The organism is Pseudorhodoplanes sp., from assembly GCF_035565855.1.
GTDB lineage: Bacteria > Pseudomonadota > Alphaproteobacteria > Rhizobiales > Xanthobacteraceae > Pseudorhodoplanes.
The window spans coordinates 1-24329 of record NZ_DATMRX010000248.1; the positions used below are offsets into that span (position 1 = coordinate 1).

Consider the following 24329-nt stretch of genomic DNA (forward strand, 5'->3'; position numbering starts at 1 on the left):
ATTGGTAGCGGGGGAGGGATTTGAACCCCCGACACGCGGATTATGATTCCGCTGCTCTAACCAACTGAGCTACCCCGCCACGCGTCAGGCGATCCGTGACGGCCACCCGAAAGCTGGCCGGATATAAGGTTCACAGAGAAAAGCTGTCAAGCAAACCGGGCCAAAAAGCGCAGGCGGCCGAATTTGCGGTCACGGCTTGGTGGTATCGGAGCCTTCGGCCGGCGGCCTGATCACCGGCATATCGCTTCCGGTGCGGGGCGCCGGCGCGCGGATATGCGGATCGAGGCCCGGCGGCGGGCAGATCACCCCGCCGCTCTCAGTGAGTGTGTCCCCCGGATTGTCCTGCGCCGGGCCCCTGCCCTCGGTCTGAACCGTGTCGCCGTCCGTCAGCCGATCGCGGTCGGCGCAGGCCTTGGGATCGAGCTTCGGCGGGGCGGGCTGCGCCGGCACCGCGGGTTCGGGCGCCTGCGCCATGGCGGGCGTAGCGACGGCGCAAGCCAGGGCGAACGTTGCGAGAGCGTGCCGGATGCGTGTCATGCAGGGTCAACCACGCCGGCTGGCGGTTGGTTCCGCTACTCCGCCTTGCCGAACCGCATCATCGAGAAGTGACCGAGTGGCGGCATCGGCCGGCGTTCGATCACCCGCATAGTGGGATTTCGGTCGACCCAGGCCTGCAGCCGCGCCCATTCGAATTCCGGCCGCCAGCCAAGGCGGCGCGCGATCGGCGCGAATTGCAGTTCGAAGGTCCGCCGCAATCCGCCCTCGGCGCTGATGTGATTGACGAGGATCATCTCGCCGCCCGGCTTGAGGACACGCGCAAATTCGTCGAGTGCGGCGTCGGGATCGGGCACGGCGGTGATGACATATTGCGCCACCACGACATCGAAGCTGGCGTCCGGAAAACCGAGATGACCGACATCCATCACGGACAGCGCTTCGACATTGTCGAGCTTCAATTCACGCTTGCGCGCCTGCGCCTTGCGCAGCATCGGCTCGGAGATGTCGATGCCGACCAGCCGGGTCTGCCGCGAATATTCCGGCAACGAAATGCCGGTGCCGACACCGACTTCGAGCACGCGCCCGCCGATCCGCTCGGCCGCCGCGATAGAGGCGCGACGCCCCTTGTCGAACACGGCGCCGAAAACGAGATCGTAGACCGGGGCCCAGCGTGCGTAGGCCTTGGTTATTGTGGCAGCGTCGAGTTCCCCCATCGTCCCCTCTGTCGTGCCCCCAAGGATCGTGCTTCAGACGCGCTCAACTCGCGCGCGCCGCCAGAGGCTCTTTCCGATGATCGGACGACGAGGCGCTCACCGGCAAGGTGCTGGTGATGAAGCCGCCACCGAGCACGCGGGCCTGCCCGTCCGGGGCATCGTAGAAGGCGCAGGCCTGGCCCGGCGCGACGCCGTCCTCGCCATCGATCAATTCCACCACGATGTCGTCCCCGTCTCGCATCAGCCAGGCATGCTGCGGCGGCCGCGTCGAGCGCACCTTGACGAAAACCTCGCGCCGACCGGCCTCCAGCGCCTCGTCGAGCGTGCCATCGCCGATCCAGTTGACCTCGCGCAGCGCAATGCGGCGCGTTCGCAAGGCATCGCGTGGACCAACGATCACCCGCTGCGTCGCCGGATCGAGCTTGACGACGTACAGCGGGTAGCCCGCGGCGACGCCGAGGCCCTTCCGCTGACCGATGGTGAAATGGATGATGCCGTTGTGCCGGCCGAGCACCTTGCCATCGAGATCGACGATGTCGCCGGCATCGGCCGCCGACGGCATCAGCTTTTCGATGATGTCCGTGTAGCGCCCCTGCGGCACGAAGCAGATGTCCTGGCTGTCGTCCTTGTCGGCGACCGACAGGCCGAAACGGCGCGCCGCCTCGCGGGTCTGCGCCTTGGTCAGATCGCCGAGCGGGAAGCGCAACAGATCGAGCTGCTCGCGGGTGGTCGCAAACAGGAAATAGCTCTGGTCGCGCTCCTGTTCGAGCGCGCGATAAAGGCCGCGGCCGCCGCCGGGCAAGGCGCGCGAGGCGATATAATGGCCGGTCGCCATCGCGTGGGCGCCGAGGTCCTTGGCGGTATCGAGGAGATCGCGGAACTTGATCGACTGATTGCAGGCAATGCATGGCACCGGCGTCTCGCCGGCGACATAGCTCTGGGCGAAGCGGTCGATCACCTCTTCCTTGAAGCGGCTCTCATAGTCGAGAACGTAATGCGGAATCCCGAGGGTCGCGGCGACATTGCGCGCGTCGTGAATGTCGCGGCCGGCGCAGCATGCGCCCTTGCGGTGCGTCGCCTCTCCGTGGTCGTAGAGCTGGAGCGTGACGCCCACGACGTCATAGCCCTCGGCGGCGAGCAGCGCGGCCGTTACCGACGAATCCACGCCGCCCGACATCGCCACCACCACGCGGGTGTCCTGCGGACGTCGGTCCAGTCCGAGAGAATTGGGCATCACGTTCGCGGCGCGCGCCGCACTCCCTGCATATCCGGCTGACAATACCGCCCGGCCCGCTTGTACAAGCGGAGCACCGACGGATGCAATCAGAGGACATATAGGGAGGCCGGGTAGGAATTTCCTGCCCGGTGATGGCCGCCGCTGCCGGTTGGCTCGCTCAGGCTGCAAGAGACGCCATTGATTTTACAGTCTTTTTCCGGCCCAGCCGATGGCGCAACGCTTGCAAAGCCCGGCAGCAATACGTGCGTCTTACGTTTTGCAATGCCCCGGAGCTGCCTGTGACCAGCGTCGCCTTCGACCTGCCGCCCGTCCAACCCCGCGCTCAAGCCACCTCCCGGCCGACAGGAACGCGGAGCGAGGGAGGCTTTGCGGCGCTCGTGGAGAGTGAAGGCCGGCCGGAACCTGCGTCGACGCCGGTTCCTGCAAGGCAATCGCAGCCGGGCGCTCCTGTTCAGGGGCGGCAGGAAACCCCGACCGCGACCGGGGCAGCAGCGGCAGCGGCAGCAGAGGCAGCAGCGGCGGCCGAGTCCGCAGCGGCGGACAGCGCCGCGGCATCGGCCGAGGCGACCGCCGTGGCGGATGCGATCGCAGCCATCCAGGCAGCGGCGGAAGGAAGCCAGCCCGTCCCGACCGCAGAGGAATCGGAGCCGATCTCCGGCGGCTCCAGTCCGGACAAAGACCCCGACAGCGCGCCCGACGGCGTGGCGCCTGTCCTGACAGCTCTGCCGGCGGAGCCGCAGCCGGCCTTGCCGACCCAAATGGCGGTGCCGGTCGAGCCCGCAGCACCGGCAGGGCAATCTGCGGCGAAGGATGCTGAAACGCCAGCTCCGCTGGAGCCCGCTGTCGATCTCGCGGATTCGATGCCGAAATCCGCAGCGCCCGCTGCCGAGACGCAGGCTGCCGCGGCATCTGCAACATCCGCAGCGACCGAGGAAGCAACCGAAACCGCTGACCACGACGCGGCCGCACCCGCTCACGCAGCCGCCAAGTCAACTAGCGAGACAAAGACCGCGGATCTCAAGTCAGCGAACAAGAGCAATATCGAAAACCTGGACAAGCAGGCGCGCGCGGAAACATCGAACGCGCCAGCGCGTTCGGACGCCGCATCGCCGCAACCCGCCCAGGCAGACGCGAAGCCGGCGCAATCCGCGGCCGCGCCTTCGGCCGAGAAGACCAACGCACCCGAGCGTGGCGCGCAGCACGACCCGATGGCCTTTCTCAATCCGTCGGACACCTCGCAGGCAAAACCCGCTCATGATCTCGGCCTGCAAATGCTGGGCATTGCACCGCACGCCACCGGAACGCATGCCGTGACAACACCGGTTGTCACCGTCAGCGCCGCAGCGCAAGCCATTCCCGTCAATGCCCTCGCCGTGGAAATCGCGAGCCAGGCCCGCGCCGGGAATTCGCGCTTCGAGATCAGGCTCGATCCTCCGGAGCTTGGACGCATCGATGTTCGCCTCGACATCGATCGCGACGGCAATGTGACGTCGCGACTGGTCGTCGAGCGCGCCGACACCTACGATCTGTTGCGCCGCGACCAGTCCACGCTCGAGCGCGCCTTGCAGCAGGCCGGACTGAAGACTTCGGACAACGCGCTGGAATTCTCGCTGCGAGACCAGAGCTTCGCGAACCAGCGTCAGGGTGACGATCAGGACCGGCCGCGCAACGCGCATCAGCCGCTTCAGGACGAGATCCCACCAAGCGATGCCGTCAACGGTTATGCCCGCCTGCTCAACATGCGCGCGGGCCTCGATATTCGCGTCTGATCGAAAGGACGATCCCCATGTCAACGATTACAGGAACGACCAGCGGTGTCAGCGCGGCCGTCAATGCCAGTGCGGCGGCGACCGTCGCGAATGATACGCTGGCCAGCAACTTCACCACGTTCCTTCAATTGCTGACGACCCAATTGAAGAACCAGAATCCGCTGGACCCGCTGGACACCAACCAGTTCACGCAACAGCTCGTTCAATTCGCGCAGGTCGAACAACAGCTCAAGTCGAACACGCAGCTCGAAACGCTCGTCGCCTTGCAAAAGTCGACGCAGGCGACGCAGGCGCTTGGCTATATCGGTCAGACGGTGGCGATCGACGGCCAGACATCGACATTGACGGCCAACGGCGCGGGATGGAGCTTCAACTCGCCGAAGCCCGCAACCGCAACAATCAACATTCTCAACTCGACCGGCGCGACCGTCTATTCGGGCAACTACTCGCTCAATGCGGGCGTTCAGAATTTCGTGTGGGACGGTCGCAACAATTCCGGCGTCAAGCAGCCTGATGGCGACTACAAGCTTTCCATCACCGCAAAGGACGCGAGCGGACAGAGCGTCGCCGTATCGACCGAAATTCAGGGCGCTGTCGATTCCGTCGACATGACGAAGAGCCCGCCGGTTCTGTTGGTCAACAACACCGAATATGCGCTCGACAAGATCAAGCGCGTGGTGCGTTCGGCAAGCTCTTCGCTGTTCTGAGCGGCGCCACAACAGCATCTCTTAACAGGTGATTAAATTGATGCGCTCCATTGGGGCCGCAAGCAGATCGGAATTGAGTGTTGCGCTTAGGCAAATCTTAAGCGGGTCAAGCTACGTTTCCGTGAGTTTGTCGGTTGAGTGTGTGAGTGCAACGATGACCGAGCCTCATCGGCCAAGGGTCAAATACGTGATCGGTCCGGACGGTTCTCCGCTGACCATAGCGGATCTGCCGCCCCCGACGACCAAGCGTTGGGTCATCCGCCGCAAGGCGGAAGTGGTCGCAGCTGTGCGTGGTGGGTTACTCTCTCTTGAAGAGGCCTGCCAGCGCTACACGCTGACCACCGAGGAATTCCTGTCCTGGCAATTCTCGATCGACCAGCATGGTCTCGCCGGCTTGCGGACGACACGTATCCAGCAATATCGCCAATAGGCGTTTGAGGCAGGGGCTTTCGCGCCCGCGTTCGGCGAGCCGGGCCCCTTTCCGCATCTTGCGCGCAAGCCACAGCCCCGCGCGAATGCTGCGCATAGTCCATCGAAGCTGCTTCCGGTCCCTGCCCGCCCCGGCTACACTGCCGGCGCTGTTCCGGAGCTCTTCATGCCAATTCGACTGATCGTCCTCGCACTGGCGGTGCTGGTTGCCGCAATTCTTCCCGCGTCCGCTCGCCAGCTCGCGGTCGGAGCCGCCTCCGGCTTCATCACACCTCCGGGATACAAGGCGGTTCCGGTCTATACCTGGCCGCGGGGCCCGGCCTGGACGCCGGTCGACACCACGCTCGGCTACCCCTTCCGCGAGCCGATCTATTCCACGCCGCGCGGCTATCGCTACGTCTATGTGCGCGGCTATTACTGGAAGCGCCTGCCGAACCCCTATGCGGTGAAGCGCGTCTACCGCCCCGTGAAGGTGTCGACGACGCTCCGGAAGGTGCGGCGCGCGCCATGCGTGACCGACATCGGCTTCGGCCGCTATCAGATGTGCCGCGGCTGGTACTGATCGCGGCGGTCCGAACCGCAGGTTGAAATCGGAGGGCGGGTTCACCCGCCCTTTTTTCATGCCTCGGCAAGTCACCTCGGCCGCAATCGTTAACGTCGTTAACCGAATGGAAACCATACGCACGGCAAATATTGCCGGGTTGCGCGTTGGGGGGACCTTCGGTGCAAAGTCTGGTCGAGTTCGTAAAGACGCTGGGTGCGACGCGCGTAATGGCCATGGCGGCGGTTGCCGCCGCTCTGATCGGCTTTTTCGGCTTCATCATCCTGCGGGTGACGGCGGTCCCGATGACGCCGTTATTCACCGACCTCACCATGGAGGATTCCTCCGCGATCATCCGCGACCTCGAACGGCAGGCCATTCCCTATTCGGTCCGCAACGATGGCGCGGTCATCCTCGTCCCCAAGGACGCGGTCATGCGGCTGCGCATGAAGCTCGCCGAATCGGGTCTGCCCAAGGGCGGCGGGGTCGGCTACGAGATTTTCGACAAGTCCGACGCCCTCGGCGCCACCAGCTTCGTGCAGAACATCAATCACTTGCGCGCGCTGGAAGGCGAACTCGGCCGCACCATCCGCGCCATCGACAGGGTTGCCGCCGCGCGGGTGCATCTCGTGCTGCCGGAGCGCCCGCTTTTCTCACGTGAGCGGCAGGAACCGTCGGCGTCCATCGTCCTCAAGCTGCGCGGATCGCTGGAGGCGCAGCATGTCCGCGCGATCCGCCATCTCGTTGCCTCTGCGGTGAACGGGCTCAAGCCCGGACGCGTCTCGATCGTCGACGAAAGCGGGCGCCTGCTGGCTGACGGCGCCGAAGACGCCCTCTCGGGGCTCGGGACCGGGGCCGACGAACGCAAGCTCGCCTACGAACGCCGGTTGCGTGAAAACGTCGAGAATATCGTCACATCCGTGGTCGGCCCCGGCCGCGCTCGGGTGCAGTTGACGGCCGATTTCGACTTCAACCGGATCACCCAGACCACCGACAAGTTCGATCCGGAAGGCCGCGTCGTGCGGTCCAGCCAGATCCGGGAAGAGACGCAGAATTCACACGAGGCCCGCGAAGGCCAGGTGACGGTTGCGAACGAACTCCCCGGCGCGCAGCAGAACCGCGGCCAAAACCAGGGCACAACCGGCTCCATCGAACCGGCGAACAAGAACGACAACCGCAAGAGCGAGGAAATCGTCAATTACGAGATTTCCCGCACCACCAAGACCGAAGTGATGGAAGGCGGCCGCATCACCCGCATTTCCGTCGCCGTTCTGGTCGACGGCAGCTATCTCCGGAACGCCAACGGCGAGTCGGTCTATATGCCGCGCGACAAGGACGAGCTCGACCGCATCGCCGCGCTGGTGCGCACCGCGATCGGCTTCGACCAGCGGCGTGGCGATCAGGTGGAGATCGTCAACCTGCGCTTTGCCGAGCTGCCGCAGAACCTCGCCGCCGCGCCCAAAGGCTGGCTCGATGCGCCGGAATTCACCAAGGACGACATCCTGCGCGGCATCGAAATGCTGGTGATGGGATTCCTCGGCCTGATCGTCCTGTTCTTCGTCATCCGCCCCCTGGTCCGGCGCATCGTCACACCCGAGACACCGCGCGGCGGCGCTGTCCTGCCCGATGGCACCGTCATCGGACTGCCCGGTGTCGACGGCGCCTCGGTCGTCTCCGCAGGCGGTCCGAATGTCGCGATCGTCGGCAGCGACCAGAACGTCGCGATCTCCAACCACACCTCGGCCATGATCGACATCGCCAAGGTCCAGGGACAGGTGCATGCGGAATCGGTGCGCAAGGTCGGCGAGCTCGCCGACCAGAACCCGCACGAAACCGTGGCGATCATCCGTCAATGGCTGCATGAGGCCGCGTAGGACGCCATGACGACCGATTTGCAAAAAGTCGAGCATGCCCGCGACCAGATCAATGCGATCGTCGCCGGACTCGCCAGCCGTCAGGCCGATGCGCCAAAGCCGAGCCGGCAGCTGACCGGCCCGGAGCGCGCGGCGGTGATGATGCTCGCGCTCGGCGAACAATATGGCGGCAAGATCTGGGAATTGCTCGACGACGACGAATTGCGCGAATTGTCGATCACGATGTCCCAGCTCGGCACGATCGAGTCCGAACTCGTCGAAAGCCTGCTGCTTGAATTCGTGAGCCGCCTTTCGGCCTCCGGTTCGCTGATGGGCAATTACGAGGCGACCGAGCGCCTGCTGCAGCAATTCCTGCCGCCCGATCGGGTCGGCGGCATCATGGACGAGATCCGCGGCCCCGCTGGCCGCAACATGTGGGAAAAGCTGTCCAACGTTCAGGAAGACGTTCTCGCCAATTATCTCAAGAACGAATATCCGCAGACCATCGCCGTTGTGTTGTCGAAGCTTCGCTCCGAACACGCCGCGCGCGTGCTGGCGATCCTTCCCGAAGACATCGCGCTCGACGTGGTCAACCGCATGCTGCGCCTGGAGTCGGTGCAAAAGGAAGTCATCGACCGGGTCGAGCAGACGCTGCGCACCGAATTCATGTCGAACGTCGCCAAGACGCGGCGCCGCGACTCGCACGAGGTCATGGCGGAGATCTTCAACAATTTCGACCGGCAGACCGAGACCCGCTTCCTGACCGCCCTCGAAGAAGACAACCGCGACAGCGCCGAACGCATCAAGGCGCTGATGTTCACCTTCGACGATCTGGTCAAGCTCGACACCGGCTCCGCACAAACGCTGATGCGCTATGTCGACAAGGACAAGCTCGCGGTCGCGCTGAAGGGAGCGAACGAAGCGGTGCGGCAATTCTTCTTCAGCAACATGTCGACGCGCGCCGCCAGGATGCTCATGGACGACATGGCGAATATGGGACCGGTGCGGCTCAAGGAAGTCGACGAGGCCCAGGTCCTCCTGGTCAATCTGGCCAAGGATCTCGCGGCGAAGGGCGAGTTGATCATCTCCAAGCAGCGTGGCGACGAGGAGTTGATCTACTGATGAGCGCGCCCGCCAAATTCATGTTCGATCTGGATTTCGGGGCGCCGAAGCCCGCGAACACGATCCCGCTCTCCGATCATGAGACCAAGCTCGGCGAAGCGGAGACGCGCGGCTATCGCAACGGCTTTGCCGCGGGTCAGCAGGAAGCGGCGAGCGACAGCGCGCGCCGGCTCGCGGTGGCGATGGAGAGCATTGCGCATTCGCTGTCGCTCCTCGCCCGTGGCCTTTCATCGGTGGAATTGCGCGTCGAGGCGGAAGCGGTCGAAGTCGCGGTGGCGACCGGCCGCAAGCTCGCCGAGGCGCTGATCGCCAGGGAGCCTTTTGCCGAGATCGAGACACTGGCGAAGGGGTGCTTCCGCGAGCTTGTGAACACGCCTCATGTCGTGGTGCGCCTCAACGATGCGCTCTACGCGGAAGCACAGGCCAAGCTCGCCGACATTGCCCGCGAGACCGGCTTTGACGGCCGCCTGCTGATACTGGCGGAGCCCGACATCGCGATCGGCGATTGCCGCATCGAATGGGCGGACGGCGGCATGATCCGCGACAAGGCGGCCGCGGACGCTTTGATCAGCGAGACGGTGCAGCGTTTTGTGGAAGGGCGCCACGCGCCCGAAGCGGAGTTGAAAGGCAGCGACGATGAGTGACAACCGGTCCAATGTCCCGTTTCCAAATCTGGAAAATGGCGGCGCGCTGCCTCAAGGCGATCTGACACTCGCCGCGCCCGAGCCCGAGGCCAATGGCAAGACTGCCGCCGATCTCGAAGCGTTGTTCGACGTGCCGGTGCGCGTATCGGCCGTGCTGGGCCGCTCGCGGATGGACGTCTCCGAGCTGCTTCGCCTCGGTCCGGGCGCGGTGCTCGAACTCGACCGCAAGGTCGGCGAAGCCATCGACATCTACGTGAACAACCGGCTCGTCGCACGCGGCGAGGTCGTCCTCGTCGAGGACAAGCTCGGCGTCACCATGACCGAAATCATCAAGGCTGACAAAGCCTGACCGCAGTAGCAGTAAGGACATTATCATGCGCCTCCTGATCGTCGGCACGCTCAAGGGTCAGCTGACACTGGCCACCAAATACGCCATGGACAAGGGCGCGGCGGTGACCCACGCCGACAATGCCGATCAGGCCCTGGCGGTGCTGCGTTCGGGACGCGGCGCCGATCTCCTGATGGTGGATGTCGCGCTCGACATTGCCTCGCTGGTGAACCGCCTCGCGGCCGAGCACATCCACGCGCCGATCGTCGCCTGCGGCATCGACACCGACGCGAAGGCCGCCGTCGCCGCCATTCATGCCGGCGCCAAGGAATACATCCCGCTGCCGCCCGATCCCGAGATGATCGCGGCCGTGCTCGCCGCGGTCGCCGACGACGATCGGGAGATGGTGTGGCGCGACGAATCGATGGGGCGCGTGGTGAAGCTCGCCCAGCAGATTGCAGGCTCCGACGCCTCGGTGCTGATCACCGGCGAAAGCGGAACCGGCAAGGAAGTGCTGGCCCGCTATGTGCACGCGCGCTCGAAGCGGGCGAAGAAGCATTTCATCAGCGTCAATTGCGCTGCGATTCCCGAGGCGCTGCTCGAGTCGGAATTGTTCGGGCACGAGAAAGGCGCGTTCACCGGCGCGGTCGCCCGCCGGATCGGCAAGTTCGAAGAGGCCAATGGCGGAACGCTGCTGCTCGACGAAATCTCGGAAATGGACGTGCGGCTGCAGGCCAAGTTGCTGCGCGCGATCCAGGAGCGCGTGATCGACCGGGTCGGCGGCACGAAGCCCGTGCCGGTCGATATCCGCATCATCGCGACCTCGAACCGCAATCTCGCGGAGGCCGCGCGCAATGGCAGCTTCCGGGAAGACCTGCTGTTCCGGCTGAATGTCGTCAACCTGCGCATCCCGCCGCTGCGTGAACGTCCGCAGGACGTGATCGCGCTGGCGGAACATTTCATCGCCAAATACTCGGCGGCGAATGGCCTGCCCGTGCGTCCGCTGGCAGCGGAAGCCCGCAAGGCCCTGGCGTTGAACCGCTGGCCGGGCAATGTGCGCGAACTCGAGAACACCCTGCACCGCGCGGTGCTGCTGACCAGCGGCACCGAGATCGATGCCGACGCGCTGATGACGCCGGACGGCATGCGGCTCGATGCGCCGCAGACCACGCCGCAGGTCGCGCATGCGGCGGTCGCGGCCGAACAGGTCACGCGCGCGCTGGTCGGGCGCACCGTCGCGGATGTCGAACGCGATTTGATCCTGGAAACGCTGAAGCATTGTCTCGGCAACCGGACCCACGCCGCGAACATTTTGGGCATCTCGATCCGCACGCTGCGCAACAAGCTCAATGAATATGCGAGCGACGGCGTGCCGGTCCCGCCGCCCCATGGCGGCGAGATGCGGTACGCGGGCTAGACGCGGTTACGCGCCCGGCGCAAAACGCTGCGCATCACGCCAGCGCAGCGATGCATGGTTGGCCTTCCTTCTGCTAAAAGAGTCCCGGTGTCGTGCGCCCGCTTCGGATGCGGCGACGATCCCGGAGTAAGTGCGATGACCATGATCTACAAAATCCTGCCGGCATCGCTGTGGGCCGCCGCACAGGATGAAGGCCGTTTTCGCGGGTCGGCGGTCGATTTCAGCGACGGCTTCATCCATTTCTCGACCGCCGATCAGGTCCGGGAGACCGCGGCCAAGCACTTTGCCGGTGAGCGCGATCTCGTTCTTCTGCAGGTCGATGCCGAAAGTCTCGGCGCCCCGCTCAAATGGGAAGTCTCGCGCGGCGGCGCGCTGTTTCCCCATCTTTATGCCGACCTCAAGCTCGAGCATGTGATCCGCGCCGATCCGCTGCCGCTCGGCCCGGACGGCCGTCACCTGTTTCCGCCCCTCGTCTGACGGAAGGAGCCCTTCATGCAAGTCGGAGCCCGCTTCCTTCTTGCGATCGCATTGGCCGCGCCGGCTGCCTGCGCCCATGCCGCATCGAAGGACTTTCGCGACTGGCTCGCGGTCTGCGACAACCTCCGCAATTGTTCGGCCTATGCGTTGAACTCCGACTCCAACGACGCAGCGGCTTATCTGCGGATCGACCGCGGCGGAGAAGCGAATGCACCGGTCACGGTGACGCTCTCGGTGGAATTGAACGACGCCAAGGGCTACACGCTCGCATTCGACGATCCCGCGCTGCCCGGTTTGCCCGGCGGCCTCCATGTCGGCGAGGAAAGCGAGGGCGGCGATTATCGCCGGATCGTGCTCGCCAGGGGCGAAGCGGCGGCGCCGCTGATCGAGTCCATCCGCAAGGCGAAGTCGATCGTCGTCACCCGGCAATTCCCCGACGGCAAAAAGTCCGACGGCGCGGTGTCCCAGATTTCGATGTCCGGCGCCGTCGCCTCGCTGCTCTGGATCGACGATCAGCAGAAGCGGCTCGACACCGTCACCGCGCTGGTGCGCCGCGGCGACAAGCCGGCCTCCGCCGTGCCGCCGCAACCGAAAGCCCCGGTGATCGTTGCGGCGAAGCCCTCGAATGCCAAGCCGCCGAAAAAGCATCCGCCGGCCCTGCTCGCCAGGGGTCGCAAGCTCTGCGACGAGGACGAGGTGGACGAAGGCTCGAAGCTCGAGGACGTGAACTCGCTCGGTGGCGGGCAATTCCTCTATCAGTTCACCTGCCCGGACAGCAGCGGCGCCTATAATTTCCTCAACGTCTTCCTCATGGGACCCGCCGGCGATGTGAAGGCGCTGCGCCCGGTTACGTTCCGCAGGCCGCAAGGCGTCGGCGACAGCAACGACGAAGCCCCGAAATCCGGATTGACGAACCCGCTGTTCGATCCGGAAACGATGACGCTGACCAGCTTCAACAAGGGACGCGGCTATGGCGATTGCGGCGTCGAGGAGCAATGGGTGTGGACCGGCAAGGTCTTTCAGCTTTCGCTTCAGCGCATGATGTCGGACTGCAAACGGATTCCGCTGGATGACTGGCCGGTGACCTGGTGCGCCGACGTGAAGCGTTAATCGAAAAACAGAAGGCCGGGATGCGCCCGCATCCCGGCCTTCGACTTGCGGTGCGACAACCGCGTTACGCGCGGGCCGGCTGGAGCTTCGCGAGCGGCCATTGCACCGCATAGGCACCCGCGCCGACCAGCGCCTGCACCACCGAGGCGACGATCAGGAAGGCGGGATATTCCCAGCCTCCGTTCGGCGCGGAGAAGACCCAGCCATTCGGCAGATGCACGAGAAGCGCGCCGAGAAGGATCGGCAGGCCAGCGATGGCGACGAGCCGCACCTGGAAGCCGACGATCAGCGCGATGCCGGCGAGGATTTCCGCTGCAACAACGACATAGGCGGTCCAGGCCGGGAAGCCCTGACCGGCAAAGAAGGCGGCGGTGCCGGGCAACGTAAAGACGAAGACCTTGAGCAGGCCGTGCGCGAGATACATGACGCCAAGGGCAAGACGCAGGATCAGCGCGCCATATTCGGACGAGTTGGTCATTGGAGTTCTCCAGCCATTGAAAGAGGTTTCGATGGCCCGCTAACTAGGATTTGCACATCCGCAATGCTATAAGCGTTCGCGCCAACTGCATTTGCGAAATTGCAAACCGTTCGGGAACGCCCGATGACCTTTGGCTGGGACGACCTGCGCTTCGTGCTCGCCATCGGGCGGAGCGGCAATCTCGCCGCCGCGGCCACGGCGCTGTCGGTCAATCACTCGACCATGTTCCGGCGGCTCAATGCCGTCGAAGCCGCGATCGGCGCCAAGCTGTTCGAGCGGCTCGCAAACGGCTACCGGCCGACAGAGGCCGGTCAGCGCCTGATCGAAGCCGCCGAACGCATGGAGGCCGAGGCGCTGGCGCTCGATCGCGAGCTGACCGGTCGCGACACGCGGCTGAGCGGAAAACTGCGCGTCACCTGTTCGGAGACGCTCGGTCTGAAGGTCCTGACCCCGCTCATTCGCGCGTTTCGTGACAGGCATCCCGGCATCGTGGTCGAGCTCTCGGTCGATAACCGGCCGGTGGACATGGCACGCCGCGAGGCCGATGTTGCGATCCGCGCCACGCGGCCGGCGGAAGGCGACCTGTTCGGCCGCAAGCTAGCCGATGTGCGTTGGGGTTTCTTCGCCGCCCGCGACTACCTGAAAAGCCGCGGCACGCCGAAGCGTCTCGCCGATTTCGGCACCCATGACGTGATCGGCTGGACCGAAAACCCGGTGCAGACCAAGGCCGGGACGTATCTGTCAAAGCAACTGCCCGCCGCCACTATCGGCTTTCGGGCGAGCGGTTTCGTCAGCCAGTATGTCGCCGCCCGCGCAGGATTGGGAATCGCGCTGCTGCCGGTCTATCTCGCATCCGACGACAAGGAGCTCGCGCCGGTACTGGGCCGTCTCGACGACCTCCTGACCGAGATGTGGATCGTCACGCACCGCTCGCTGAAGGATACCGCGCGCGTCCGTAGCTTCATGGATGACGTGGGCGACGGCGTGAAGCGCGAGATCGCCCGGCTGAGCCGATAGCGATCCCGCGCTCGCGATGCGCGTTACATCAGGGCATAGGCCGTCGACACCATCGCGACCGGCTTCACGTCGAAGGCCGGCGTCAGCATCACCTGGCCAAAGGCCATGGTCCGGCCAACGCGCAGGATGCGCGCATCGGCCAGCACATCGGCGTTGGAGGCCGGTTTGAGAAAATGCGTGGTCTGGTCGACCGTGGTCATCGGCCGGTAGCGCCCGGACGCCGATGCGACCGCGAAAACCATGGCGGTGTCGGCGAGCGACATCAGGGCCTGCCCGCAGATCACGCCGCCTTCGCGGCAGATTCGCTCCGAGAACTTCATCCGCAGCGTCGCCCCGGCGCCGCCCTCGCTTCCCGGCGGATGAAGCGCTTCGACGCTGAGCTGGAGGTCCTGCACCCAGGCCGCAAAAACGTCGGTCAGAAGCTGTTGTGCGGCTACGAGATCAAACGGCGCAGTGTCGGATTCGGTCATCGATTGCCCCCGATTCGCCGCCGACCTTAACGGCTCCGCGGTGTCACGCCACCCCCGTTAACCGTTCGCTAACCATAGACCGGGCAAATATTACCTAGGGGTTGGGGTTCCTTCCAGGTTCGAATGTCCGACATCACGGCTGCTCCTTCGCGCGGGCGCTTCACGTTGCCTGCCCTCGGAGAAATTGCGCAGATCGCCAGGCGCGGCGACCTTATGCTCGCGACCGGCGTGCTGACGATCCTTGTCGTCCTGATCCTGCCGCTGCCGCCGGTCATCCTCGACGTGTTTCTGGCCGTCTCGATCACGATGTCGGTGCTGATCCTGATGACGGCGCTGTTCATCCAGGCGCCCCTCGAATTTTCAGCCTTTCCGACGGTCCTCCTGATCGCGACCATGTTGCGGCTGGCGCTCAATCTCGCCTCAACCCGCCTGATCCTCTCCCACGGACACGAAGGACCGTCCGCCGCGGGTCATGTGATCGAAGCCTTCGGCAACTTTGTCATGGGCGGGAATTTCGTGATCGGGATCATCGTGTTCGCGATCCTGATCATCGTGAACTTCGTGGTGATCACCAAAGGCTCGGGCCGCATCGCCGAAGTGGCGGCCCGTTTCCACCTCGACGCCATGCCCGGCAAGCAGATGGCGATCGACGCCGACCTTTCGGCCGGTCTGATCGACGAAGCCCAGGCCCGCAGGCGCCGCAAGGAGCTGGAGGACGAGAGCGGCTTCTTCGGCGCGATGGACGGCGCCTCGAAATTTGTGCGCGGCGACGCCATTGCCGGCCTCCTGATCGTCTTCATCAACGTCATCGCCGGCATCATCATCGGCGTCGCCCAGCAGAATATGGGCTTTCTCGACGCGGCAAGGGCCTACACCCTGCTCACCGTCGGCGATGGCCTCGTCACCCAGATCCCGGCGCTGATCGTCTCGACCGCGGCCGGCCTTCTGGTTTCGAAGGCCGGCGTCTCGGGCGCAGCCGACAAGGCGCTGATGAAGCAGCTCTCCGGATATCCGAAGGCCCTCGGCATGTCGGGCGGCGTGATGATCATCATGTCGCTGTTGCCCGGCATCCCGATGCTGCCCTTTCTGCTGTTGGGAGGCGGCGCCAGCGCCCTCGCCTGGCATGTCGCCAAGCATCACAAGGTCGTTGCAGCCCAGGAGAAGGACCAAGAGATCGCGACCACGGCCGCAGCCGCACCGGCGGAAGAGCCGATCTCGTCCGCGCTGAAGATCGACGATCTGAAGATCGAGCTTGGCTACGCGTTGCTGCCGCTGGTCAATGCGCAGGACGGCGGCGACCGGCTGACCGAACAGATCAAGGCGCTGCGCCGCGCGCTCGCCCTCGAGATGGGCTTCGTCATGCCCGCCGTGCGCATCCTCGACAATGTGCAGAGCGACGCCAACACCTATGTCATCAAGATCAAGGAAGTGGAGGCCGGCAGCGGCAAGCTCTGGCCGATGCAATTCATGGTCATGGATCCCGGCGGCGGTCAGGTGAACCTGCCCGGCATCCACACCACCGAGCCGACCTTCGGACTGCCGGCGACCTGGGTGGATGCGGCGCACAAGGAAGAAGCCGCGGTGAAGGGCTACACCGTCGTCGACGCGGCGACGGTCCTTTCGACGCATCTCACCGAATTGCTGAAGGCCAATGTGTCCGACCTCCTCTCCTATGCGGAGGTCACCAAGCTGGTGAAGGAGCTGCCGAAAGAACAGGCCGAACTGCTCAAGGACATCGTGCCGGCGCAAATTTCGATGTCCGGCATCCAGCGCGTGCTGCAGATGCTGCTCGCCGAGCGCATCTCGATCCGCGACCTGTCGACCATCCTCGAAGGGATCGCCGACGCCGTCGCCTTCACCCGCAATCCGACGCAGATCGCCGAGCACGTCCGCACCCGGCTGGCGCGCCAAATTTGCGCGCAATACACCACGCCGTCCGGCTATCTCCCGTTGATCGCGCTGTCCGCCAGGTGGGAGCAAGCCTTCGCCGATTCCATCATCGGCCAGGGCGACGAGCGCACGCTCGCCATGCAGCCGTCGAAGCTTTCGGAATTCATCACACTGGTTCGTGAACGCTTCGAGGACGCGGCCCGCGAAGGGGAAGCCCCGGTGCTGGTCACATCCGCGTCAATACGGCCGTTCGTGCGCGGCCTCGTGGAACGCTTCCGCTCTCAGACGCCTGTCCTGTCGCAGGCCGAGATCCATCCGCGGGTGCGGCTGAAGACCATCGGCAGCGTCTAAACCGCCGACAGGACAGCGTTTTCCGCAAAAATTGCGGAAGGAAAGCATTAACTAGCCCAACAGAACTCCCGCGACTGCGGCGCAACAGTCACGTATTTTCACATCCGGTCAACGAGATGTGAAAGCCCGGTGCGGAACGCACCAGGCGCTCCTACGTTAGCCGTGCATCGCACGAGGTGAACCCGGCGATGCCAAATCCCGACCAACGGGATGGAAGATAGGCAGGGACGTGTCATGAACAATTCTTCGCTGCGCAGCGCCGACAGCGCGACCCACCTGAAGGTGGTCGTAGTGTCGCTCGTCGCCGCGATCATGGTCGTAGGCGTTGGTATCCTCGCGAAGCCGACCGTCTCGGACGGCAGCGCCACTTTCGCCTCGCGCTTCGACGCAGCCGGTCCGGTGATCCGCGCCGGTAAGCCGACGGCCACCGCTGGCGACCTCGGAAATATCCGATAGTTTTCTGACGTTGAATCTCCCTCCCCCCAGGGATCAACGTTATGTGTTGCGCCCCCTCCCCCCAAGGGGGCGCAACTTTTTTGTGGCCACCCTTCTCCGGTTTTAGGCACCGCGCTTTCCATCATCGTGCACAAGCGTACGCCCACCTCGATCAGTGCTCCGCTTGTACGCGTCGCAGATCGCTGTTGTGATCGGCCGCTCATAGCGGCTGACTTCGCGCTGTAGCGGCGGGACAGATTGACTTCGGGCCTCACGCCCTTATGTATTGCATCATGTTTACGCGCCTTAACCGTTCCACGCTTCGCGCCGGTCGCCTGCACGCAGGCTGCTGACCCGGACGGCTGCGCGTGTCAGCCTTCCGGGCTGACCTTTCTCACTCCTCACATCGCAATCTGACCTTTCGCCCTGCCTTGCAGCGCATGCTGCAGCGCGAGCGTTTCATCTGACCAGCAAAGGAGCCAGTCCATGAGCTATTTGCAGCCTGAACTTCCCCCGATTGCTCTGCTGCGGAGCGATGCGGAGAAGCTCGCGCGGCTTGCCGACCATGCCCGCGGCGAATTCGAGCGCGCCGGTGACTTTTTGTCGCGCGAGATCGACCGCGCCGACATCATCGACGATTTCCAGCGCTTGCCGGGGCTCGTGACGATGGGGTCCCGCGTGACCTTCCGCGATGACGTGACCTCGCAGGTCCGCACCGTCACATTGGTCTTTCCGGACGAAGCCGATCTTGCGCAGAGCAAGATCTCGGTTCTGACCCCGATCGGGGCTGCTCTGATTGGTCTGTCGGTCAATCAGTCGATCGAGTGGGAAACCGTGAGCGGCGGGCGTCGTTCGCTGACGGTGCTGTCGGTCGATTCGATGAATTGACGGCAGCCGGTCTCAAGGGCCGGGCCGCTGCATGCCCTTCTCCTTGAGAACGGCGGTGCCGGACGGTCCGGCCAACAGATCGAGAAACGCCTTGGCGGCGGCCGCATCCCGTGCGGTCGCCGACACCGCGCCGGCATAGGTGGTATAATTCTGGATCTCCGCCGGCAGCGGCCCGACCAGCACGACCTCCTTCACCGGAACGATTTCGCTGATCTGGTGGATGCCGAACTCGGCTTCGCCGGACTTGAGGAGATCGGCAACATAGCCGCCGCGCTTCAATTTGGCCTTGGCGCGGATCTGATCGGCGATCCCCCATGTCTCGAACAGCTTGTCGAGATAGATGCCGCTCGAGCCGCCCGACGCCGGATCGATATACGCCACCGTCTTGGCGTCCATCAGCGCCCGGCGGAAAGCCTCGACCGTCGAGATGTCCGGGAGGGTCGCGCCCTTGCGGACCATGACGCCGATCGCAACGCGCGCCAGATTGGTCCTGGTTCCCGGCACCACCTTCCCGGCGCTGCCCAGGGCATCGATCACCGCGGGCGTGATGACGGCGAGATCGAAAGCCTCGCCGCCTTCGATGCGCTTGCGCAGGGCACCGGCCGTGTCGTTGTCCACCACGAGTTTGTGGCCCTGCTTCTCGAACTCGTCCTGCAGCGCCAGCACGACCTGCTTCATCGCGCCGGCGGTCAGCACTTTCACCTCCGCCGCGGCGGCGGGAACCATGGCGAGGGCCAGAGCTGCGGCGGCGAACACGGATAGTCGAAGCGGCATGAATTGGTCTCCAATTGGCCCACGGCGAGGATCAGAAACCTCAACCCGGCCGGCACAGGGATATTCCCGCGGCAGTTAGGTTAACGGAACTGTGTGGGGGCCGTTCAGCACAATTTCAAATGCCGCTCGACAAGCGGGTGGTCCCTGGCATTTGAATTCATATGTCTGGAGCGAATTTTCGCCCCATACACGCGCCAAGGAAGTCTCGACAGGTCACCGTCCGAGTCGCCCCATGATCGATCTGACTGAAAGTGCCCAGAGAAAGTCCTTGCGGATCGCCGGCTACGCCCTGGCGGCGGCCGTCATCACCACGACCCTGTTCGCGGCCGAGCGCGCCTATCGCTCGTCGCACGACACGACTGCGCCACTCGCGAATGCTGAGCCGAGCGAGCAATCTGCCGGATTGCAGCAAGCGGATACGCCGCCAGCGCAGCCAGTGCCCCAGCTTCAGCAGGCGCTGACGCCACCGGCCGAACCCGCACGCCCGCAGACGCCCGGCCAGGATTTTGCCACTGCGCAGGACCTGCGTGGAGAGCCGCCGATCGTGGCGCAGCCTCCCCTGCCGGCGCAGGGCTTTACGGCGCAGCCGCCCGCCAGCCTGCTGCCGGCGAGTCCGGCCGCGCGCACGGCGTCCGGACCGGAAGACGACGACGCCGCTGAAATCCGCAGACCCCAGGCCAAGCCGAAAGCCCTGCCAAAGGCCAAGCCCCGCCACGCACGGCAGCTCCCCGCCAAGCAGGCGACACGCACAAACGCGGCCCCTCGGCGCGCGGCTGCAGCGAAACCGGCGAAACCGGCGACGCGGGCAGAGCGGCCGAATGTCTATTTCGAACGCGAGAGCCAGCTCGGCTTTGCGCCGCAGCTCCGGTCGCGGATCTGCAACCCGGCGACAGGGCAAATGCCGATGCAGTGCTATTACCCGCGCGAGGGACGCGAACGCTTCCCCGCCAAATCGAACTGACACAAACCGGCGCACAGCTTCATGCAGAACGGCCGGGCATCACCCGGCCGTTTTCGTTTCGGTGTCGCGCGGTGCTTGCGAGGACTTAACGCTCGGTCGCTGTGAGCCGCCCCTTCATGTTCGGATGAAAGCGGCAGAAAAAGGCGACGGATTCCGCCTTCTCGACCACCATTGTCGCCGTCGCTTTGGGCGGGATCATCACGTCCCAGCCACCCTTGACGGTCGCAGTATGCGCGAACGCATCGTTGTTCACCCACTCGATGGTGTCGCCGACCTTCGCGCTGATCTCGGTCGGCGCAAAGACCAGCTTGTCGATCGTCACCCGGACCGTATCGGCGAATGCCACCGCCACCCCGCCGCCGAGCATCATCGCTGCGAGGGCAGGCAGAATTAATCCACGGGGCACGCAAGCCTCCTATTTCAAGCCCGCCACGACCTGCTCGGCATGCTGTTGATGGCCTTCGAACAGCTTGAGGCCGGTCTCCAGCAGGCTCTTGAGTTCGGCATTCGACGCCGACGGGATCAGCAGCGTCTTCAGCGCGCTGTTGACCTGTTTGTGGTAGGCGACCTCGTTCTGCATGTACGCCTTGTCGAAGGCCGCACCATTCAGCGCGGACAGCTTCTTGCGTTCATCGGCCGCCGCCTTGGTGAGCGCCTTGCTGGTGTCGTTGTCTTCCGGCGTCACCTTGAGCTTCTTCGCAAGGTCGAGCGCCTGTTTGTTGACGGCCTCGTGGTCGCGCACCATGCCTTGCGCAAATTCGACCACCGCCTTGTTCTTCGATTTGGACAAGGCAAGCTTTGCGGTTTCGATATCGATCACGCCCGCCGTGTAGGCGATATGCGCAATCTGCGGATCGGTGGGCTTCTGGGCCGATTGCGCCGAGGTCGCTTGCGTCCATGTCAGTGCGGTCCCGAACACAAGCAATGCCACCAGCGCCGTCGTTCGAATAAGCATGATTCCTCCTTGAGCCCGCGAGCGACGCGGACATCCGTCTGATCGTTGTCTGATCAACGCCTGTTGGATGGAGGCCGCAGGAAAAGGTTCCCGGCAATTACTCGGGAATGCCAAGCCGCTGCACGACCGCGGCGACGAGCCTGTCGCAACGCCGTCCCGCAAACGGAAATGCTTCGAGGAGCACAGGCCCGATCTGCCGGTCGAGCTGCTTCCGGATCATAACGCGCGCGCGGTGCAGGCGGGTCTTGACGGTCTCCGGCACGATGTCGAGGAGGTCGGCGGTTTCCTCGATGCTCAGGCCTTCGACCACGCGTGCGACGAAAACGGTGCGGAATTCATCCGGCAGCGCGTCGATTGCGGCTTCCACAAGTTGCACGATCTGACGCTGAGCCACATTCCGCTCCGGATCGAATTCCGCGTTGAGCGGAAAGGGAATGACCTGCGCTTCGGTCGGCGTTTCCACACCGGGGTCCAGATCGGCCCGCCGGCGCGCGCTGCGAACCCGTCCCAGCGCCTCGTTGATGGCGATGCGCGACAACCAGGTCGACAGCGACGCATCGCCGCGAAAATCGCGCAGATGCGCGAAGGCACGGACATAGGCCTCCTGCACCACGTCCTCAGCTTCGCTGTCGTCGTGGACGATGCCGCGCGCGAGGCGACAGAGCCGCTGGTTGTTGCGGCGCATGATGAGGCGGAACGCGTTGCCTTCGCCCGCGAGAGCACGCTGAACCAGCGCAAGGTCATCCGGAGCGTAGGCACTTTTCGCGTGGAGATGCGGCACGGTCGAACCTCTTGTCGCTTATTGGATGATCCGCGGCGGCAAAGGTTCCCGAAAAAGAAAATGGCCGGGCAGACACCCGGCCATGATCCTAATCCAGACAGGCGTAAACGTCAGGCGCGCGCCGCGTTCCGGATCCGCATGATGCCGATCGAATCCAGTTCCATCTGTTCGCGGGCATTATTCTCGGCGCGCTCGCGAGCCTGATCGCGCTCGTCGAGCAGTTCCACCTTCTTCAGTTCCTCGAAGGCTTCCGCCAGCTGGGCCTTCGCATCCTCGAGCTGAGCGCGCAGATCCTCGATCGAACGCTTCAGGTTTTCCTTCCGCTGATTGGCGGCCTTGGCATAGGTCGGATAGGCGAAATGCGAGGGGTCCTGGATGCCGGCACGATCCTGCTCAGCCTTGACCTCGCGCTCGAGATCGTTGCTCATGCGCTCGAACTCGGCAATCATCGTCTCGATCTGCATCGTCCGGCGGCGTTTCTCGTCCACCTGAAACTTCCGCAGCCGGATCAGCGTCTCACGCGACTTCATCGACACATACTCCCCGAAGCCCCAATTCCAGTCGCCGCGCGAAACGCGCGCCGGCGAAAACGGCGAGAGTGTGCCCGGCTAACGTTATTTTTTTGTTTCCAGATCACCGACAATTCCGGCAAGTCGCTGATATCCTTCGGCCAGACTGGTGCTCTCTTCCTTGGCCTGCCCGAGAAACGCCTCCAGATGGGGATGCAGGCGGATCGCTTCGTCCACCTCGGCACTCGATCCCGGCCGGTAGGCGCCCAGCCGGATCAGCTCCTCCATGTCGGCGTAAGTGGCCATCACCTGCTTGGCCTTGGTGATGACAGGCAGGAAGGCCGGGTCGGCGGAGCGGGGCATCGTGCGGGAGACGGATTTCAGCACGTTGATCGCCGGATAGCGGCCGCGCTCGGCAATCGCGCGCTGCATGACGATGTGACCGTCGAGAATGCCGCGCACCGCATCCGCGATCGGCTCGTTGTGATCGTCGCCGTCGACCAGAACGGTGAAGAGGCCGGTGATCGTTCCCTGATCCGGGCCCGGACCCGCGCGTTCGAGGAGGCGCGGCAATTCGGAGAAAACCGTCGGCGTATAGCCCTTGGCGGTCGGTGGTTCACCGGCCGACAGGCCGATCTCGCGCTGCGCCATGGCAAATCGCGTCACCGAATCCATCAGCGCCAGGACGTCGCGGCCCTCGTCGCGGAAATATTCGGCAATCGCCATCGTCAGATACGCCGCCTGCCGGCGCATCAGCGCAGGTTCGTCGGAGGTTGCGACCACCACCACCGAGCGCTTGAGCCCTTCCTCGCCCAGATCCTCCTGCAGGAATTCCTGCACTTCGCGGCCACGTTCGCCGATCAGGCCAATGACCGACACGTCGGCCTCGACGTTGCGAGCGAGCATCGACAGCAGCACCGACTTGCCGACGCCGGAGCCGGCGAAAATACCCATGCGCTGGCCGCGGCAGCAGGTCAGAAACGTGTTGAGCGCCCGCACGCCGAGATCCAGCGGGGCGCCGACGCGCTTTCGTCCATGCGCCGGTGGCGGCGCGGCACGATAGGGATAGGGCGAAGCGCCGGGCGGCAGCGGGCCCTTGCCGTCGATAGGCTCGCCCATCGCGTTGACCACCCGGCCGAGCCAGCCATCCGAGGGGCGCACCGCGGCCGGCAGCGATGACACGATGGCGCGGCAACCCCGCCGAACGCCATCGAGCGCACCAAATGGCAGGAGCAGAGCGTTATGTCCGGCGAAGCCGACCACCTCGCCGGCAATGGAACGCCCCGGTGCGGTCTCGATCGTGACCTTGCAGCCGACCGACATGGCATGGATCGGGCCCGCGACCTCGACCATCAGACCGCGGACACCGACCACCCGGCCGTAGATCTCGACGCCATCGAGTTCGGCGATCTGTTCGGCGAGGGCTTTCATCGCGGTGACAAACGTGAACGAGGGTGCACGCGGCGAACTCGGGCTTCACCTCTCCCCTGGGGGGAGAGGTCGGCGAGCGACGCGAGCCGGGTGAGGGGGGACGAGTCGCGAAAGGGGTTGAGCCCCCTCACCCCAACCCTCTCCGCCAAGGGGAGAGGGAGTCGCACCTCGGCCGCTGAGACGTCATGAGGCAACGCATCTTCACGCGCGCTTAAAGTTACCTCCAAAGTGCTGGCTTTAACTTCGTGTTTACCCGCGTCGTTAATCATTGCGTCACCGTTCCTGTGACGGTGCGAAGGGCGAGCCGGCGGCGTAGGTCAAAGGCTGGTCCCGGGAGTCGGTTAACGCCGTTTCCTGATACGGAACATGAACTCACGCACGGGTAAAAAACTGTATCCCGGTAAGACTTTAGGCCGATTCGAGCGCTCCTGCCTAGATCGCCCTTGCACACCGGAATCAGCTTTTGTTAACCATGTGGGACTAGCGTTCCCGAATCGTATTGTTGCAAGGCGTTTGAAAGGCCGCCGCTCCGGCGTGCCGACCT

Annotated in this window: 27 protein-coding genes and 1 tRNA gene; 16 read left to right on the forward strand and 12 right to left on the reverse strand. The window is 64.5% G+C overall.

Annotation, left to right across the window (positions count from 1 at the left end):
* Positions 1-2: 2 nt before the first annotated feature.
* The 4 genes from VN004_RS13740 to mnmA all read right to left on the reverse strand — a co-directional run bounded on the left by VN004_RS13740 (position 3) and on the right by mnmA (position 2445).
* Positions 3-79, reverse strand: a tRNA-Met gene (locus VN004_RS13740).
* Positions 80-189: 110 nt separating this feature from the next.
* The gene (locus VN004_RS13745; protein WP_325610977.1) at positions 190-537 is read right to left on the reverse strand and encodes a hypothetical protein; all 348 of its coding nucleotides are present in this window, start codon (positions 535-537) and stop codon (positions 190-192) included.
* Positions 538-572: 35 nt separating this feature from the next.
* Entirely contained in the window at positions 573-1211 is a 639-nt protein-coding gene (locus VN004_RS13750; protein ID WP_325610980.1) for a class I SAM-dependent methyltransferase, read from the reverse strand.
* 43 nt (positions 1212-1254) lie between these two features.
* Positions 1255-2445 carry a tRNA 2-thiouridine(34) synthase MnmA gene (gene mnmA, locus VN004_RS13755; protein WP_325610984.1) on the reverse strand — a complete coding sequence of 397 codons (1191 nt, stop codon included), beginning with the start codon at positions 2443-2445 and terminating at the stop codon, positions 1255-1257.
* A 575-nt stretch (positions 2446-3020) separates the two neighbouring features.
* Between mnmA and VN004_RS13760 the strand changes: the two genes are divergently transcribed.
* From VN004_RS13760 to VN004_RS13810, 11 genes are all read left to right on the forward strand, one after another.
* Positions 3021-4217 carry a flagellar hook-length control protein FliK gene (locus VN004_RS13760; RefSeq protein ID WP_325610987.1) on the forward strand — a complete coding sequence of 399 codons (1197 nt, stop codon included), beginning with the start codon at positions 3021-3023 and terminating at the stop codon, positions 4215-4217.
* Positions 4218-4234: 17 nt separating this feature from the next.
* Positions 4235-4924 (forward strand): flagellar hook assembly protein FlgD, encoded by a 690-nt coding sequence (locus VN004_RS13765; protein WP_325610990.1) that lies wholly within the window; start codon positions 4235-4237, stop codon positions 4922-4924.
* 154 nt (positions 4925-5078) lie between these two features.
* Entirely contained in the window at positions 5079-5354 is a 276-nt protein-coding gene (locus VN004_RS13770; RefSeq protein WP_325610993.1) for a DUF1153 domain-containing protein, read from the forward strand.
* 165 nt (positions 5355-5519) lie between these two features.
* Positions 5520-5915 (forward strand): hypothetical protein, encoded by a 396-nt coding sequence (locus VN004_RS13775; protein WP_325610996.1) that lies wholly within the window; start codon positions 5520-5522, stop codon positions 5913-5915.
* Positions 5916-6076: 161 nt separating this feature from the next.
* The gene (gene fliF, locus VN004_RS13780; protein ID WP_325610998.1) at positions 6077-7768 is read left to right on the forward strand and encodes a flagellar basal-body MS-ring/collar protein FliF; all 1692 of its coding nucleotides are present in this window, start codon (positions 6077-6079) and stop codon (positions 7766-7768) included.
* Positions 7769-7774: 6 nt separating this feature from the next.
* A complete protein-coding gene (fliG, locus tag VN004_RS13785; protein WP_325611001.1) occupies positions 7775-8869 on the forward strand; it encodes a flagellar motor switch protein FliG in 1095 nt (364 codons plus the stop codon).
* Positions 8869-9513 (forward strand): FliH/SctL family protein, encoded by a 645-nt coding sequence (locus VN004_RS13790; RefSeq protein ID WP_325611004.1) that lies wholly within the window; start codon positions 8869-8871, stop codon positions 9511-9513. Before fliG ends, VN004_RS13790 begins: the two co-directional genes overlap by 1 nt.
* Positions 9506-9862 (forward strand): flagellar motor switch protein FliN, encoded by a 357-nt coding sequence (fliN, locus tag VN004_RS13795; RefSeq protein ID WP_325611006.1) that lies wholly within the window; start codon positions 9506-9508, stop codon positions 9860-9862. Before VN004_RS13790 ends, fliN begins: the two co-directional genes overlap by 8 nt.
* Before the next feature lie 25 nt (positions 9863-9887).
* The gene (locus VN004_RS13800) at positions 9888-11258 is read left to right on the forward strand and encodes a sigma-54 dependent transcriptional regulator (RefSeq protein WP_325611008.1); all 1371 of its coding nucleotides are present in this window, start codon (positions 9888-9890) and stop codon (positions 11256-11258) included.
* A 135-nt stretch (positions 11259-11393) separates the two neighbouring features.
* Positions 11394-11735: a DUF952 domain-containing protein gene (locus VN004_RS13805; RefSeq protein WP_325611009.1), complete on the forward strand. Its 342-nt coding sequence runs from the start codon at positions 11394-11396 to the stop codon at positions 11733-11735.
* Between the two features lie 15 nt (positions 11736-11750).
* On the forward strand, positions 11751-12845 hold the full coding sequence (locus VN004_RS13810; protein ID WP_325611011.1) for a DUF1176 domain-containing protein: 1095 nt from the start codon (positions 11751-11753) through the stop codon (positions 12843-12845).
* 64 nt (positions 12846-12909) lie between these two features.
* Here the strand turns inward: VN004_RS13810 and VN004_RS13815 are convergent, their stop codons facing one another.
* Positions 12910-13323: a DoxX family protein gene (locus tag VN004_RS13815; protein WP_325611016.1), complete on the reverse strand. Its 414-nt coding sequence runs from the start codon at positions 13321-13323 to the stop codon at positions 12910-12912.
* A gap of 123 nt (positions 13324-13446) precedes the next feature.
* On the opposite strand from VN004_RS13815, the gene VN004_RS13820 reads away from it, so the two are divergent.
* On the forward strand, positions 13447-14340 hold the full coding sequence (locus VN004_RS13820) for a LysR family transcriptional regulator (protein WP_325611018.1): 894 nt from the start codon (positions 13447-13449) through the stop codon (positions 14338-14340).
* A 23-nt stretch (positions 14341-14363) separates the two neighbouring features.
* Here VN004_RS13820 and VN004_RS13825 read toward each other — a convergent pair whose 3' ends face one another.
* The gene (locus VN004_RS13825) at positions 14364-14810 is read right to left on the reverse strand and encodes a PaaI family thioesterase (RefSeq protein ID WP_325611020.1); all 447 of its coding nucleotides are present in this window, start codon (positions 14808-14810) and stop codon (positions 14364-14366) included.
* Between the two features lie 123 nt (positions 14811-14933).
* Here VN004_RS13825 and flhA point away from each other — a divergent pair, with 123 nt between their 5' ends.
* The 3 genes from flhA (at position 14934) to rnk (ending at position 18374) form a co-directional block, all read left to right on the forward strand.
* Positions 14934-17051 (forward strand): flagellar biosynthesis protein FlhA, encoded by a 2118-nt coding sequence (gene flhA, locus VN004_RS13830; RefSeq protein WP_325611022.1) that lies wholly within the window; start codon positions 14934-14936, stop codon positions 17049-17051.
* A gap of 234 nt (positions 17052-17285) precedes the next feature.
* Positions 17286-17507 carry a hypothetical protein gene (locus VN004_RS13835; protein ID WP_325611024.1) on the forward strand — a complete coding sequence of 74 codons (222 nt, stop codon included), beginning with the start codon at positions 17286-17288 and terminating at the stop codon, positions 17505-17507.
* 465 nt (positions 17508-17972) lie between these two features.
* Complete coding sequence (gene rnk / locus VN004_RS13840; RefSeq protein WP_325611026.1) at positions 17973-18374, forward strand: nucleoside diphosphate kinase regulator; 402 nt, start codon at positions 17973-17975, stop codon at positions 18372-18374.
* A gap of 12 nt (positions 18375-18386) precedes the next feature.
* On the opposite strand, the gene VN004_RS13845 is transcribed toward rnk, so the two are convergent.
* Positions 18387-19148 (reverse strand): substrate-binding domain-containing protein, encoded by a 762-nt coding sequence (locus VN004_RS13845; protein ID WP_325611028.1) that lies wholly within the window; start codon positions 19146-19148, stop codon positions 18387-18389.
* A gap of 232 nt (positions 19149-19380) precedes the next feature.
* Between VN004_RS13845 and VN004_RS13850 the strand changes: the two genes are divergently transcribed.
* Complete coding sequence (locus VN004_RS13850) at positions 19381-20109, forward strand: hypothetical protein (protein WP_325611031.1); 729 nt, start codon at positions 19381-19383, stop codon at positions 20107-20109.
* An 85-nt stretch (positions 20110-20194) separates the two neighbouring features.
* Here VN004_RS13850 and VN004_RS13855 read toward each other — a convergent pair whose 3' ends face one another.
* The 5 genes from VN004_RS13855 to fliI all read right to left on the reverse strand — a co-directional run bounded on the left by VN004_RS13855 (position 20195) and on the right by fliI (position 23785).
* The gene (locus VN004_RS13855; protein ID WP_325611090.1) at positions 20195-20479 is read right to left on the reverse strand and encodes a cupredoxin domain-containing protein; all 285 of its coding nucleotides are present in this window, start codon (positions 20477-20479) and stop codon (positions 20195-20197) included.
* 45 nt (positions 20480-20524) lie between these two features.
* Entirely contained in the window at positions 20525-21064 is a 540-nt protein-coding gene (locus VN004_RS13860) for a DUF4142 domain-containing protein (protein WP_325611033.1), read from the reverse strand.
* A 97-nt stretch (positions 21065-21161) separates the two neighbouring features.
* Entirely contained in the window at positions 21162-21845 is a 684-nt protein-coding gene (locus VN004_RS13865; protein WP_325611036.1) for an RNA polymerase sigma factor, read from the reverse strand.
* A gap of 110 nt (positions 21846-21955) precedes the next feature.
* Positions 21956-22375, reverse strand: coding sequence for a flagellar export protein FliJ (fliJ, locus tag VN004_RS13870; RefSeq protein ID WP_325611038.1), 420 nt, complete (start codon positions 22373-22375; stop codon positions 21956-21958).
* Between the two features lie 84 nt (positions 22376-22459).
* A complete protein-coding gene (fliI, locus tag VN004_RS13875) occupies positions 22460-23785 on the reverse strand; it encodes a flagellar protein export ATPase FliI (RefSeq protein ID WP_325611040.1) in 1326 nt (441 codons plus the stop codon).
* Between the last annotated feature and the right edge of the window lie 544 nt (positions 23786-24329).